Raw genomic sequence first — 14,119 nt, 5'->3', positions numbered from 1 at the left:
TTTGATCGTAGCAATGTGATCACAAGCCGAGCAAGCCCGGAATGGACTCATTCACCTGGGTGACTCGTTGCTCTCGGTCGCACGACGGGGGTAGATTGATCATCCAATCGAGGAGGTTTTCCATGACAGAGGGAATTTCCGGTGAGCTCACGGCCCGATTGAGTGAAATCTTCTCCGGTGTAAGTCGGCTTGGTGTGGCATTTTCCGGAGGGGTGGATTCATCTCTTCTCGTCGCACTCGCCGTACATACCCTCGGACGAGGGAATGTCTTAGCCGTTCTGGGGGTATCGCCGAGCCTCGCTGCGTCCGAGCGACACGCAGCTCACGGCACAGCACGCCAGATCGGTGTCGAGCTGGTGGAAGTGGAGACCCGAGAAGGTGACAGTCCTGCTTACCGAGCGAATGGCCCAGACCGGTGCTTTCACTGCAAGGACGAACTGTTCGCAGTGATTGAGAGGACGGTGGCCGTCGCCTACGGTCTCGATGCGGTCGCGTACGGGGAGAACCTGGACGATGCAGCTCGACATGACCGGCCCGGCAGCCTGGCCGCGTCGCGCCACAAGGTGCTACGTCCGTTGGTGGATCTCGGCCTTCGCAAGGGAGACGTTCGCCGGCTCGCGCGCAGTCTGGGACTCACCGCCGCAGACAAGCCCGCCTCTCCATGCCTTGCCTCCCGTATTCCGCACTTCGACGAGGTGAACGCTCTGAAGCTCGGTCAAGTCGAGCGCGCTGAGGCAGCACTGCGTTCGTTGGGTTTCAAGGATTCTCGAGTGCGTCATCACGGCGATGTCGCCCGGATAGAGCTCAACCTGAACGACCTGGTGCGTGTCGTCAGCGAGCCGCTTCGCGGACAGGTCAACGACGCCTTGATGGCGGCGGGTTTCTGCTTCGTCGCCGTCGACCTGGCGGGAATGCAGTCTGGTGCGTTCACCATGTCCTTGATCGGGGTCGCCAGTGAACCACACGCCTGATGTTTCGTCGTTCGCCCAACTCGATGTCGACCGCTCAGCTCGGCGGGGATACCCCGAAGCGATCTACTGTGCCGGCAAGTCTCCTGATCAGGTGGCGGGAATCGCCGCCACGATGCGCGCCCACCCCAGCGTAGTCACGTTGTTCACCCGTGCTAGCGCGGCACACGTGGAGGCTGTGCTCCGCGAATTGCCCGACGCCTATCATGACGCGGAAGCTTCGCTGCTGGCCTGGCCGCCGACGCCTTCCCCACCAACTGGTGGTCTGATCGCCGTAGTCACTGCGGGTACATCCGATCTGTCCGTGGCTCGCGAAGCAGAACTCACGGCCCGGTATCTCGGTCGTCCGGTTGAGCTCCTTGCGGACATCGGGGTTGCTGGGCTGCATCGATTGATGGCAAAGCTCGATTTGTTGCGTCAAGCGCGGGTCGTCGTAGTCGCCGCCGGGATGGACGGTGCCCTTCCTAGTGTGATCGCGGGCCTCGTGTCCGCCCCGGTGATTGCTGTCCCCACCTCGGTGGGTTACGGAGCCGCGTTCGAGGGGCTGGCAGCACTTCTCGCCATGCTGAACGCGTGCTCGCCCGGCGTCGCCGTGGTCAACATCGACAACGGGTACGGAGCCGGTCACATCGCGGCTCAGATCGCCGCGCCCCTCCGGAACTCGACATGAAGCCGGCACGGCATGCATGGATTGACGCTTCCGCTGGCGTGGCGGGTGACATGCTTCTCGCAGCGTTCTTGGACGCTGGAGCAAGGCTTGATGTGGTCTGTGAGGCGGTTGAAGCCGTTGTTCCTGGCGCTGCGTCCTTGTCCGCCGCCCTGACGACACGCGCAGGGTTGCGGGCTCTCGCGGTGCGGATTGACGTGATTGCCGACGACCCTCCGCGGCGCACGTGGCGGGATCTGCGTGTCCTCCTGGCAACTGCTGCACTCCGCGAAACGACGCGCGGAAAAGCGTCCCGCGTCTTTCAGCGGCTGGCTGAAGCGGAGGCCCGGGCCCACGGTATTCCCAGCGAGGAGGTGCACTTCCACGAGGTCGGCGCGATCGACTCGATCGCGGACGTCGTCGGTACTTGTGCAGCCTTCGATGACCTCGGAATCATCTCGGCGAGCGCCGGCGAGGTCTCTGTCGGATCAGGAAGGTTGTCGGCTTTTCACGGCGATTTGCCGATTCCTGGACCGGCTGTGGTTGAACTCGCACGAGGATGGCGGATTCGGGCGGGTTGGACCGGAGAACTTGCGACGCCGACAGGTCTGGCTCTCCTCCGCACGCTTGCCGGGACGTGCGAGGAGTTGCCCACCATGACGGTCGAAGCGATCGGTGTGGGAGCTGGCTCCCGAGACCCCCATGACCGAGCCAACATAGTCCGCGTGGTCATCGGCGAGATAGGTGGCTTGAGCCAAGATCTCGGCGCGATCACCGAACACGCGGTGCTGCTGGAGACCAATGTCGACGATCTGGACCCGCGTTTGTGGCCAGGAACAATTGCGCGGCTGCTCGAGGACGGGGCATCTGACGCCTGGCTGGTGCCGATCGTGATGAAGAAAGGGCGTCCCGCCTACACGCTCTGCGTTCTGTCTGAGCCTGAACACGTGGAAAAACTACGTGCCCGAATGTTTCGGGACACGGGCACTTTAGGGGTTAGGGAGGGCCATCTCCGGAAGACCTCGTTGCGTCGGAGTTTCATTGCCGTTGACGTCCCTGGCGGGAAGGTCTCTCTCAAGATCGGCCACGCTTGTGGCGTCATCGTCCAGGTCATGCCGGAGTTCGAAGAGGTTGTAGCGCTGGCTCGACGGGTGAACAGGCCAGAGCGGCTGGTGCTTCAGGAAGCGATGCAGGCGGCGGCCGATGCAGGCTTGAGAACGGGTGCGGCGCTGCCTCCAGGACAGGAACGTGGTTAGCCCGGTGGTTCGAAGGCGTAGACGTAGCTGCGGCGTCGAGCGTGATGTCGTAGGTTGCGTCGAGCGCTCGATGATGACTGGTGATGCCCGTTCGATCCTGGTCGAAGGGCTCGGCGTGAGCATGTGGGGTTCGGGCGCGGGTGTTTCTAGGGCGTGGTTCTGGGGGTTCGTGCTAGGGCTTGCAACGGGGGCTGATCCCAGTGGTTTGCGGTCACCGGGCCGGCCGTGGCGTTCCTGCGCGCCGGCGCCAAGCGATGGGTACCTGAGGCTGCAGGTGATCCAGGCCAGCATCGATGAGGAACCCGAGGTCTGCTTGCTGCTGATCGCCGCGTTCCTACCAGCGGCCGGGCTCGCCGCGGTCGCTCCTCTAGCCGTTGCTTCCATCGGGTTCCTCGTGCCCACGCAGCACCCGGCCACGACCGGTGATCACCTGGCGCGGACGGGACGACGTGTCGACTTGACTGTCGGAGTCGTGGGTGATCGAGATCGGCATGCATCTCTCGTGGGTGTGGCGTGCCACATGCATCCCTTGGGCCGTACCACCTTGCGCTGTGGGGAGTGAGCGACCCGTAGGGCACAAGGTCCCGTTGCGAAGGGGGGCGCCGGGAACGCATTCGAAGCGGACGATGCGCGTGGGCTGTTCTGCTGGTTTGGAGAGACTTCAGGCCTGCTCCGAGTGACCACGACCCAGGTGAGTTCGAGTACGCGTCTCGGCGTCGCTGCGAGCCCGCTCCTGTAAGACAGCCACTCCGCGAGAAGGAGCGAGGTCTCGACACACAATCCGCCACAGATGGCCTGCCTGGTCCCGACCTTCCGCCCGCGCTCCGTTCAGACATCGCTTGGGGAGCATGGAAGACCGAACAGAACACCAGCTGTCCGACGGAACCGCGCTGGTGCAGGGAGGAACCACAGGCTGCAGTCACGGCCGGTGGTGATCCAGACAGACGGGTGGCCCTTCGACCAAGAAGCGGTTGGTTTAGCCCTTCGTCGTCGCGTTGGTGATCCGGCGGCAGAGCTGCTCGGTGGTCTACAGCGCGCGGTCACCTCCGGCGGTGTTGACCGCGCACACACGATCACAGGCTTGACCAGGGTCGGCGACTCGCGCCATGTACCGGAAGCACCCACGTTGTTTCTGCACTCCGAAAGCAGTTCGAACGCAAAGGAGTGCACCTGGGACGGGTGGGTGTCCGTCCACTCTCAGGGGTACGCGCACTCTCCGACGTAGGCGCGCCCGTCCCACGCACCGGACAACACGATGTTCACGTCGCTGAAACCACCGCGGTGCTCCGGCTGACCTAGCGTCGCGTCATCCTCGACGAGATAGATCCATTCATCGGAACGGCTGCCACCTCCCTGCCCGCGGCGCAGGGTCTGGCGGCCACCTGGTGGTGGCCGAAAGCGCAGGTCGGCAACACCCACCCCGGCGCGACGTCACCGCTCGGCATGGTGTCCGCCTGCGCCTACTCCGGCGCTTATCCGACCGGGTACGGCCTGTACGCGAAGAACACCGAGGGGCAGCCCGAGGAGATGTTCGACCGGCTGCAGGCGTCCGGGTTCACCCACTTCCAGCAGTCCGGCACGGGCGCGATCCGCAAGTACTACAACTACGTGCGGGTGACCCCGATGGTGCAGCCGCTGGACGTCCTCGGTCAGGCCTGGCCGCTGCACGACGAGACCGCCGAGGCCGGGTACTACGCGGCCGCTCTCGACACCGGCATCCGGTGCGAGGTCACGGTCGGCGCCAAGATCGCCGTCCACCGGTACGTCTTCCCCGAGCACCGCAGCGCGCGGGTGGTCGTCGACCTGTCCTGCGGCGGGCTGGCCATCGATCTCGGCCGCACGGTGCCGCTGCGGGCGCACGTGGAGAGCCTCGGCAACGGCCGCGCCCAGGGCACGGTGGTGGTCGAGGGCGTGCCGCTGTCGGTCTACATCGAGGTCGACGTTCCGGGCTGGCGGCAGATGCTCTGGCACGACCGCCGGCTGATCGAGGGCGGCACCCGGCTCGACTTCGACCGCATCAGGCAGACCACGCTGCGCCCGTTCGGGCTGCTCTACATGGGCCCCACCACCGCCGGGCAGAGCGTCGAGATCCAGATCGGGTTCTCGCTGCGCGGCTGTGACCAGGCCAGGGAGAACCTGTACCGCGAACGCGGTGACGGGCCGCGGGCGTTCGACTTCGTCCGGGCGCGGACCAAGGCGCGGTGGCGCGACCACGTGGGCCGGGTCGAGGTCGAGGGCGGGTCGCCCGCGCGGCGGCAGGTGTTCGCGACGGCGCTGTACCACTCCCTGGTCAAGCCCTGCTTCGCCGACGACGAGAGCCCGTTCTGGCCCTCGTCGGGGCCCTTCGCGTTCGACATCTGCACGATGTGGGACATCTACAAGACCCAGCTCCCGTTGCTCACCGCGCTCTGCCCGGACCGGGCGGTCGACCTGCTGGAGTCGCTGATCCGGGTCTGCGAGGAGGAGGGCAACTTCCCCGTCGGGTACCGGATGGCGCGCGGCGCGGACCGGTTCTTCCGGCAGGCGAGCGCGCTGGTCCACACCGCGCTCGCCGACGTGCACGCGCTCGGCCTCGGCGACCTGGACTGGACCTGGGCGCTGGTGCACATGTACGACGACCTGCGCCGGATGTACGGCGAGGACTTCTACGAGCACGGCGTCGTGCACCCGATCTCGCACACGCTCGACCTGGCGTACGCGAGCTACTGCACGGCCGGAGTCGCCCGGAGCCTGAACGACGCGCAGCTCGCCGACGACCTCGACGCGCGCAGCCGCCTGTGGTCCAACGCGTTCGACCCGGACACCGGCCTGCTCCTCGACTCGTCGTTCTACGAGGGCGGCAAGTGGAACTACTCGTTCCGGCTGCTGCACGACATGGCCGCGCGCATCGCCATGGTCGGCGGGCACGAGGCCTTCGTCAGCACGCTCGACGCGTTCTTCGGCTACGGCGCACCCCGCGTGGCGCAGCCCGGCAGGCGGCCCGGCGCGGCGGAGATGGCGGCGGGCTACCTGCTGAACCGGTTCGAGGGCCTCAACAACGAACCGGACATGGAAGCGCCCTGGTCCTACCACTACGCGGCCCGGCCCGACCGCACCGCCGAGATCGTGCACGCGGCGCTGACCTGGCAGTTCGGCACCGGGCGCGGCGGCCTGCCGGGCAACGACGACTCGGGCGGGCTGAGCTCCTGGTACGTCTGGGCCTCGCTCGGGCTGTTCCCGGTCGCCGGCCAGAACCTCTTCCTCGTCAACGCGCCGGCCTTCAGCCACGCCACCCTGCACGTCGGGGACCGCGACTTCGTCATCGAGACGCGGGGACACCGCGAGACGTCCATCAGCTCCGACGGGGTGGACGAGAACCCGCCACCGCAGTACGTGCAGTCCGCCCGGCTGAACGGCAGACCGCTGGACGCGGCCCACCTGCGTGCGACCGACGTGCACGCCGGCGGCCGGCTGGTCCTCGAACTCGGCCCGCAGCCCTCGGAATGGGGCCGCAAGATCCTGCCGCCATCGACGTCCGACCCGCTCGGAAAGGAGGCTCGCACATGAGCAGGCCACGCCGCCGTCTCGTCATCGTGGTCCGGGCAGACCCGGTCATCTGCGGTCACTCCGGAGAGGCCCGCAACCTGGCCGAGGTCGCGCTCACCCGCGGCTTCGACGACGTCCGGCTGCTGACGTGGCCGATCCCCGTGCTCCAGGCGGCGGGCCTGCCGCTCAAGCCGCTGGACCGGATCCTGCCCTACAGCGCCGGCATCACGGTGGAACGGCCCGACCCGGTCGGCGACTACCGGGTACCCGACGGCCGGCACCTGGCCGGGCTGACCGGACGCCTCGTCGAACTGCTCGCCGAGCCGGTCCCGACCACCTGCGTGTCGATGTACCTCGCTCCGCACGACGCCGTGGTGCGCGACGCCGTCGACGCGGCCCGCGCGGCCGGCTACGCACCGGACGTCCACACCATCGCGAAGGCGGTCGGCTCGGACGTCACCAACGTGATCCGCTCGTGCCTGCGCGAAGGGCGGTTCGGCGCGGCCGTGGTCCTGTTCACCCGGTTCCTCGCCAACGACGAGGTGATCGCGGTGTCGGAGTACACCAAGCAGGAGATCATCGCCTGCGCCGAGGCCGTCGACGCGCACTGCGGCACCCGGTTCGCCCGCCAGTGCGTCCGCCGGATCTCGGTCAGCTACCCGCCGATCGACACCTCCGCCTACCTCGACCTCGACCCGGCGCTCGTCGACGCCGCCCTGAAGCGACGAGGCCTGGAGCGCGACGGCTACGTGCTGTTCCTGTCCAGGGTGACCCGGGCCAAGGGCGTCTACGACCTGGTGGAGGCGTTCGCCCGGTGCCGGGCGCGGTCACGGCTCAAGCTCGTGATCGCCGGCAACGGCCCCGAACTGGAGCACCTGCGGGCGCTCACCCGGGACGACGACCGGGTCCTCTTCCTCACCGACGTGGAGGACGAGGAGAAGCCGCTGCTGATGAACGGCTGCGCCGCGTACGCGCTGCCGACCAAGCCGGAGCCGGACTTCGTCGAGACCTTCGGCATCGCGCTGACCGAGAAGATGCTCGCGGGCGGCGGGCCGGTGATCACGACCACCACCGGCGGCGTCGGCGAGGCGGTGGGCGGCACGGCCATCGTCGTCGAGGCGGGGAACACCGCCCACATCGCCGCCGCGATCGACCGCGCGGTGCTCGACCTGTCAGCCGAGGAACGGCGGCTCATGGCGGACCGGGCACGTGAGCACGCCCTGTCGTTCGACCGCGTCCGGGTGTTCGACGACCTGTTCGCCACGTCCGGCACGGCGGTCGCGCTGACCGGGTGAGGTTCTCGCCTCACACCATGCGCAGGAAGGTCGCTCCCCAGAACAGCAGGACGACGGCGTAGGCCACGAACAGCCAGCCTGCCGTCGTGCGGGAGCAACGGGCCTTGCGGCGCAGCAGCCGGGCGGTCCCGATCCAGACCAGGGCCACCAGCCCTGCCACCAGAGGGAGCGCCAGCACACCCCGGGCCCCCGCGAACAGACCGGCCCAGTAGTCGAGGGGCAGCGACACGTCGAAGGCGATGCCGCTCGGCACGCCGACCATGAACGCCACGACACCCCAGACGACCGACACGGTCGTCCAGCGCGACCGTGCGCCGGCCGAGAAGGTGCGCCAGTTCAGCATCGTCACCCCGGTCGCCGTGAGGGCGCCACCGCAGAACAGCCAGCCCACCACCGTCGAGACGACCGGCACAGGGCCCACCAGGTCACCGAGCGCCGGCAGCAGCAGTTCCCACATCAGGAAGTGCCCGCCGGTGACCGCGACGATCGCCGCGATGGCGAGCCAGGTCTGGGTGCCCAGCGTCCGGCGCTCCCACCAGGTGCGCTCCGCCTGGGCGCGGGCGGCGGCGCCCACTCGCGCCTTCCTGGCCTGACCTGCGGACACGCGGCTCGCGCCGGCGCGTCGCCGCTGCGCCTTCGACCGCCCCGCTCGTCCTCGTGCCACGACGGCAGCCTAGTTCGGCGCACGACGATCCGGGCCGGCCCACCACGTCGCCGCCGCCGTGTATCGGCGATGTATCGGCCGTGTATGCGACCCCCACACGCTGTGTGAGCAGTGCAGACATGCGAAAAGGGGATCTCATGCGGTTCACCAAAGTCACGGTCGCGGCCATCGGCCTGCTCGGCGCGGCGCTGATCGGCACGGCGGCTCCGGCCGGCGCGGCGAGCGGGGAGGCGTTCAGCCCGGACGTCGCGGTCGCGCAGCCGTGGCTCGAAGACACGGCCACCACGTCCGCCGTCGAAGGCGACGTCAGCATCCAGCAGACGGCGGCCGGCGCCATCAAGTGGATGTCCGACCGTCGCGGCAGCACGGCGTACGAGGGCTACTGCGAGCGTGCCGTCCGCCTGGCGTGGAACCGCTCGACGCACCACGCGTCGGCGATCGACCACTGGCGGTCCTCCGACGGCGCCCGCCACACCACCGGCACGCCGCCCAAGGGCGCGTTCGTCTTCTGGAACATCAGCCAGTGGGGCCACGTCGGCATCGCGGACGGCAACGGCGGCTTCTGGTCGACCAGCATCGGCGGCAAGATCGGCCACGCCGGTTCGACCGGCTACTTCAGCAACTACCTCGGCTGGAAGCCCGGCAACAGCAACTGATCCAGTGCACCCGCCGCGCGCGCGAGTGTGCGCAGCGCGGCGGGTTCGCCCTCCCGGTTCCCGGTGCGGCGGTAGGTCTCCAGTGCCTGCCGCACCAGGTCGTCCGCCTCCTTCGGGCGGCCGTTCGAGATCAGCGCCTCGGCCAGCTCGACCTGGGCGAACGCCGTGCACCGCTCGTCGGTGAGGTCCGTCAGGATCGTCACGGCCCGGCGTGCGCTGACCAACTCCTGCTCGTGCTCACCCGTGCTGCGGTAGAGCGCGGACAGCCGCACCAGCACCAGCGCTTCGCGGTGCGCGTCGCCGAGGTCCGAGGCGAGCCGCCGGGCGTTCGTGAGCCACGTCCGCGCCTCCTCGGGCCGGCCGAGCGAGCCGTGGACCCCGCCGATCGACGCCCGCACGTGGGCCACTGAGTGCAGGTCGCCGGCGAACTCCAGCAGCCGCAGGCCTTCGGCGTAGAACTCCATCGAGCGCTCGTACTCCGCCCGCAGCCGGTACACCACGCCGATGCCCGCTAGCGAGATGCCCTGGCCGCGGTCGTCGCCCAGCGAGCGGTAGAGCCCCTGTGCCGCGAGCAGTCACTGCTCGGCCTCCGCGAACTCGCTGCGGTAGATGTGCACCTGGGAGATGCCGCGCAGCAACGCCGCCTCGCCCGCCCCGTCGCCGGCCGCGCGCACACTCCGCAACGCCCGCGCGTGGGTGCGCGCCCAGTCCTCGTAGTGGCTGTGCAGGTCGAAGAACGGCACGCAGGCCGCCGCGAGCTGCCACGCCACCTCGTGCAGGCCCGCGTCCGCCGCGAGGTCGACCGCGCCGCACAACGTGCGCCGTTCCGCCTCGAACCACGCGACGGGCTCGGCGAGCAGGTGTTCCGGCGCCGCGACCGGGGCGACGTCGGCGATGGTGGTGCCGAACGTGACGGGCAACCGCCGTGCGGCCGTGACCGCGAGCCACAGCCACGCGCGCAGCGTCCGTTCGAGTGCGGCCGGGCCGTCGGGCAGCGAGTGGTTCAGAGCGTGGCACCGCAACAGGTCGTGCAGCCGGTAGCGCGGCTGGCCGATGCCGTCCGCGCCGAAGGTCTCGAGCAGATGAGCGTCGACGAGCCCGTCCACGAGGTGCTCGGTGCCGGGTTCGCCGAGCAGGGTCTCGACCACCCAGCTCGGGAAGTCGTGCGGTCCGAGCAACGCCAGCCGCACGAACGCCTGGAGTTCGTGCGGGGACAGCTGCCGGATGCTCAGGTCGAAGCTCGCCCGCACGGCCAGCTCACCCGACGTGAGCTCGCGCAACCGCGTCGACTCGTCGACGAGCCGTTCGCGCAGCACCTGCATCGACCACCTGCCGCGCCCGGCCAGCCGTGCGCCCGCCACCCGGATCGCCAGCGGCAGGTGCCCGCACGCCGCCGCGATCGCCGCCGCTTCGCCGGGCTGGGCGCGGACCCGGTCCTCGCCGGCGATGGCGGCGAGCAGTTCCGCCGCCTCCTCCGGGGAGAACGGGGACAGCTCCACCTGGAGTGCTCCGGGCAGCTCGGACAGCCTGCGTCTGCTGGTCACCAGGACGGCGCAGCCCGCGTCGGCCGGGAGCAGGGGCACGAGCTGGCTCACCGAGGCGGCGTCGTCGAGGACCACCAGCATCCGCCGACCGGCGAGCTTGGAACGGAACAGCGCGGCGCGCGCGGCGACCTGGGCGGGCAGTCCGGCGCCCGTGATCCCGAGGGCGTGCAACAGCTCCGTGAGCACCTCACTCGGTTCGCGGGGGTGGTCGGAGGTGCCGCCGAGGTCGACGTAGAGCTGGCCGTCCGGGAAGTGGTCACCGACCTGGTGCGCCACCCGGATCGCGAGTGCCGACTTGCCGACACCGGGCGGCCCGGTCACCGCGGCCGGTGCGGGACCCTGTCGCAGGGCCGTCGTCAGCGCCGCGACCTCGCCGGCGCGGCCGCGGAAGTCGAACACCGTCGGCGGCAGCTGACGGAGGGGAGCGGCCGCCGGTTCGTCGCGCAGCACCGCGAGCTGGGCGTCCCGCAGCGCGGATCCGGGCTCCAGGCCGAGCTCGCCGGCGAGCCGCACGCGCATGTCCGCGTAGACCTGCAACGCCTCGGCACGCCGGTTGTCCTGGTGCAGGGCGAGCACGAGCTGCCCGCACACGCTCTCGCGGTAGGGGTGCTCCGCCAGCAGCGCCCGGAGCTCCGGGATCGCCTCGGCGCACTCACCCGAGGCCACCTGCAACGCGAGCCGTTGCTCGGTCGCCGCGAGCCGGGCCCCGTCGAGGCGGGCGAGGACGGGCGTCCACGCGTCGTGGTCCGGCAGGTCCTCGAGCGGACGCCCGCGCCAGAGGGACTCCGCCCGCCGCAACAACCCCAGCGCCGCGTCGGGCCGCCGGCGGGCCTCCACGACGAGCTCGCCGAACATGAGCACGTCGAGTTCGTCGGCATCGAGTTCGAGCACGTAACCGGTGCCGTGGGTGCGCAACTGCTCGTCGAGCAGCTGCCGCAGCCGCCAGACGTAGGTCCGGACGTTCTGCACCACCGACCGCGGCCGGGCGGCCGGCCACAGGGCCTCGATCAGCTGGTCGAGCGAGACGTCGGTGTTCGCGTGCAGCGCGAGGTGCGCGAGCAGGGACCGCTGCTTGACACCGCCGAGACTCTCCTTCCGGCCGTCCCGCCAGACCTGCAGGGGCCCCAGCACCCGCACGCTCACCCCGCTGATGGCTCCTCCGCTCCCCAGGACATGCTCGGGTGTTCGTCCCTCGGACGACGTCGGAGCCCTTCGCGTTCCCGCCGCCCTCGGAGCGGGCATCGCGGGAAGTCGCCCGGCGACCCGCCTCGGCTCCCGGTGACCGGTGGTCCGGCCGGGAGGAGGCGGGTCGCCGTGGCGCCCTGATCAGCCCCGAGGCTCGTCCTCGGCCTGCTCCGGGTCCTCGGGAGCGGGCATGTGCCGGATGCTGTCACTGCCCTTGTGGTCGTGGGCGCGGTCGTAGCGGGAGTCCAGCACCCTTCCGATCTTGTGCGCCGCCCCGGCGTACGCGTCGTCCACGGTGGCCGCGTGGTGGGTGACCGCGACCGGCTGCTTACCGCCCGGCCGTGCCTCGATGACGCACTTCTTGTCCTCCGGCTTGCCGCCCCCGTCCTCGCTGAGGTGGACTTCCACGCGGGTCAGCCATCCGCTGAACCGCGACAGGCTGTTCTCCAGGTCGGTGGTCACATAGGTGGCCAGTCGTTCGCCACCGTGGATGTTGTGGTCGGTGTTGACCTGGATCTGCATGAGCACCCTCCGGAACGCGACAGAAATGGTCCTCGTCGATACCCCGGGAGCGGCCGGTTCAAACCAAGGCGGTGCGGACCCCGTCTTGTCCACTGTGGATCGACGTGTTCGGCGGGGTGTTTCGTGTCCGTCCTAAAAGGACTTCAGGTGTGAAGTTCAGGTGAGGAAGGGATCTGAACCTCGTCACGGCGAGTGCGAATCCCGGTCCTGCTTCTTGACTGCCGTCAAGTACGAGTTTTCTCCTTGTTCTTCAACACATATTCCCTGCTCCGCGTGCTGTTCCGGTTTTTCTCCAGTGGTGTCCGCCGGGTGCTGGTCTTGACATCGATTGCATCGGCAATGAGCATGGAAGCGCTCTCATAACCGGTGTGGACCAGTTTCCGCCGGAGGTCGCCGACAGCCCTGTCCAGGTCGGATGACCTTCCCGCAGAGCACCCCTGCACAAGGAGTCACATGCGCCTTCGAACAAAGATGTTGAGTGCGCTGGCTGTCCTGACGGCGACCGCGTCAGCGGCCGTCGCGGTCGTTCCGGCTCAGGCGGTAGGCCCTGACCTGCTGCCCTTCAACGTCACGAACAACAGCGGCCGCTCCGAGGCCGTGCACCTGTACGTCCTGGGTACGGACATCCGCAGCGGCAAGCTCGGGTACGTCAACCAGGCGGGCGCGTTCACGCCGTGGTCGCCGGGTGGCAACCCGCCGACGCCCGCGCCGGACGTCTCGATCGACGGACCGGGTCAGGGCGGTAGCACCACCCTCAACGTGCCCCGGTTCATCTCCGGCCGCGTGTACATGTCGTTCGGGGAGAAGCTGAAGTTCTTCCTGACGCCCGACGGCCTGGTGCAACCGGCGCCGTGGGCGGGGGGAGACGCGAACAGCGGGATCCTCTTCGACTGGAGCGAGTTCACCTACAACGACGCGGGTCTGTGGCTCAACAGCTCGCAGGTGGACATGTTCGCCGTGCCGCACGCCGTGACGGTGACGGGTGCGTCGGGCGAGACGAAGAAGACCGGTGAGCTCAAGCCCGGTGGGCGTGACGCCGTCATCAACGGTGTTCGCGGCCAGGAGGGCTGGGGCGGGTCGGTCATGTCGCGTTCGGACGGCACCGTGTTGCGCGTGCTGGCGCCGGGCAAGGCGGCCGACGTCGGCAACTTCGACCGCAACTACCTGGACCCGTACATCACGCAGGCGTGGAACGCCTACACGGGCAAGAACCTGACCGTGCAGCCGTTCGGCGACCGGCCCGAGGTGAAGTACTTCGGCCGCACGTCGGGCAACACCATGAACTTCACGGACGGCGGCGGCCAGCAGGTGGCGTCGTTCGCGAAGCCGTCCACAGCGGACGTGTGGGGTTGCGACGGCGCGCTGCACGCGCCCAACGACCAGATCGTCGGCCCGATCGCCCGCACCCTGTGCGCGGCGTTGCACCGCACGACGCTGGACCGCATCGACGTGCAGCCCGGTGGCGGCGCGGCGGACTTCTACCAGGGCGCGATCACCAACCACTACTCGAAGCTCGTGCACCAGAACATGGTGGACGGCAAGGCTTACGGGTTCGCGTTCGACGACGTGCAGGCCCAGGAGTCCCTGGTGCACGACGGCGACCCGCGCTCGGCGGGCATCGTCCTCACGTCGTTCGGCGGCGCTGCCCCGGCCTCCGCGCCGAGCGGGGCGGCCGCCGGTTCCGAAGGTCAGGTCTTCCGGGCCCAGGGCTGGCAGTTCGCCCTGAGCTGAGACCGCTGCTCCTGAAGCGGCGCAGGTCGTTTCGGTTGTGATGTCCGGTGGCGGGGGGGGGGGGGGCGTCACCCGCCCCCCCCCCCCCGCCACAGGAGTGGAGCTAAAAAACCCCGACCACCGCGTC

The 14,119-nt window shown here is 69.2% G+C and carries 11 protein-coding genes; 7 read left to right on the top strand and 4 right to left on the bottom strand.

The genetic code is table 11. The annotated features are described in order from the left end of the window. The first annotated feature begins 122 nt into the window (after positions 1-122). From larE to ACFWNN_RS03465, 5 genes are all read left to right on the top strand, one after another. Entirely contained in the window at positions 123-971 is an 849-nt protein-coding gene (gene larE / locus ACFWNN_RS03485; protein ID WP_382438230.1) for an ATP-dependent sacrificial sulfur transferase LarE, read from the top strand. Then, positions 955-1,638, top strand: coding sequence for a nickel pincer cofactor biosynthesis protein LarB (larB, locus tag ACFWNN_RS03480; RefSeq protein ID WP_382438229.1), 684 nt, complete (start codon positions 955-957; stop codon positions 1,636-1,638). The genes larE and larB overlap by 17 nt, the downstream gene beginning before the upstream one ends. After that, the gene (larC, locus tag ACFWNN_RS03475; RefSeq protein ID WP_382438228.1) at positions 1,635-2,870 is read left to right on the top strand and encodes a nickel pincer cofactor biosynthesis protein LarC; all 1,236 of its coding nucleotides are present in this window, start codon (positions 1,635-1,637) and stop codon (positions 2,868-2,870) included. The genes larB and larC overlap by 4 nt, the downstream gene beginning before the upstream one ends. A 1,308-nt stretch (positions 2,871-4,178) precedes the next feature. Then, positions 4,179-6,416, top strand: a complete 2,238-nt coding sequence (locus tag ACFWNN_RS03470) for a glycoside hydrolase domain-containing protein (protein WP_382438403.1) — start codon at positions 4,179-4,181, stop codon at positions 6,414-6,416. Continuing rightward, a complete protein-coding gene (locus ACFWNN_RS03465; RefSeq protein ID WP_382438227.1) occupies positions 6,413-7,690 on the top strand; it encodes a glycosyltransferase in 1,278 nt (425 codons plus the stop codon). The genes ACFWNN_RS03470 and ACFWNN_RS03465 overlap by 4 nt, the downstream gene beginning before the upstream one ends. A 10-nt stretch (positions 7,691-7,700) precedes the next feature. On the opposite strand, the gene ACFWNN_RS03460 is transcribed toward ACFWNN_RS03465, so the two are convergent. Next, complete coding sequence (locus tag ACFWNN_RS03460; protein ID WP_382438226.1) at positions 7,701-8,354, bottom strand: hypothetical protein; 654 nt, start codon at positions 8,352-8,354, stop codon at positions 7,701-7,703. Between the two features lie 137 nt (positions 8,355-8,491). Between ACFWNN_RS03460 and ACFWNN_RS03455 the strand changes: the two genes are divergently transcribed. Continuing rightward, positions 8,492-9,010, top strand: coding sequence for a hypothetical protein (locus ACFWNN_RS03455; protein ID WP_382438225.1), 519 nt, complete (start codon positions 8,492-8,494; stop codon positions 9,008-9,010). Here the strand turns inward: ACFWNN_RS03455 and ACFWNN_RS03450 are convergent. The 3 genes from ACFWNN_RS03450 to ACFWNN_RS03440 all read right to left on the bottom strand — a co-directional run bounded on the left by ACFWNN_RS03450 (position 8,977) and on the right by ACFWNN_RS03440 (position 12,261). Then, positions 8,977-9,510, bottom strand: coding sequence for a tetratricopeptide repeat protein (locus tag ACFWNN_RS03450; protein ID WP_382438224.1), 534 nt, complete (start codon positions 9,508-9,510; stop codon positions 8,977-8,979). The genes ACFWNN_RS03455 and ACFWNN_RS03450 overlap by 34 nt on opposite strands. A gap of 75 nt (positions 9,511-9,585) precedes the next feature. Then, positions 9,586-11,697 carry a BTAD domain-containing putative transcriptional regulator gene (locus ACFWNN_RS03445; protein ID WP_382438223.1) on the bottom strand — a complete coding sequence of 704 codons (2,112 nt, stop codon included), beginning with the start codon at positions 11,695-11,697 and terminating at the stop codon, positions 9,586-9,588. Positions 11,698-11,880: 183 nt separating this feature from the next. Next, a complete protein-coding gene (locus ACFWNN_RS03440) occupies positions 11,881-12,261 on the bottom strand; it encodes an HPF/RaiA family ribosome-associated protein (RefSeq protein ID WP_382438222.1) in 381 nt (126 codons plus the stop codon). A gap of 453 nt (positions 12,262-12,714) precedes the next feature. On the opposite strand from ACFWNN_RS03440, the gene ACFWNN_RS03435 reads away from it, so the two are divergent. Next, positions 12,715-13,992 (top strand): glycoside hydrolase family 64 protein, encoded by a 1,278-nt coding sequence (locus ACFWNN_RS03435; protein ID WP_382438221.1) that lies wholly within the window; start codon positions 12,715-12,717, stop codon positions 13,990-13,992. Positions 13,993-14,119 lie beyond the last annotated feature (127 nt).

It is taken from the genome of Lentzea sp. NPDC058450, from assembly GCF_042721395.1.
GTDB lineage: Bacteria > Actinomycetota > Actinomycetes > Mycobacteriales > Pseudonocardiaceae > Lentzea.
The sequence above is the reverse complement of the archived record's forward strand: the minus strand, read 5'-3'. Positions and strand labels throughout refer to the sequence as shown.

Bases quoted from the DNA above. Each gene is read 5' to 3' on its own strand.
- larE (WP_382438230.1), top strand. From the start codon at position 123: ATGACAGAGGGAATTTCCGGTGAGCTCACGGCCCGATTGAGTGAAATC.
- larC (WP_382438228.1), top strand. From the start codon at position 1,635: ATGAAGCCGGCACGGCATGCATGGATTGACGCTTCCGCTGGCGTGGCG.
- ACFWNN_RS03465 (WP_382438227.1), top strand. From the start codon at position 6,413: ATGAGCAGGCCACGCCGCCGTCTCGTCATCGTGGTCCGGGCAGACCCG.
- ACFWNN_RS03455 (WP_382438225.1), top strand. From the start codon at position 8,492: ATGCGGTTCACCAAAGTCACGGTCGCGGCCATCGGCCTGCTCGGCGCG.
- ACFWNN_RS03440 (WP_382438222.1), bottom strand. From the start codon at position 12,261: ATGCAGATCCAGGTCAACACCGACCACAACATCCACGGTGGCGAACGA.
- ACFWNN_RS03435 (WP_382438221.1), top strand. From the start codon at position 12,715: ATGCGCCTTCGAACAAAGATGTTGAGTGCGCTGGCTGTCCTGACGGCG.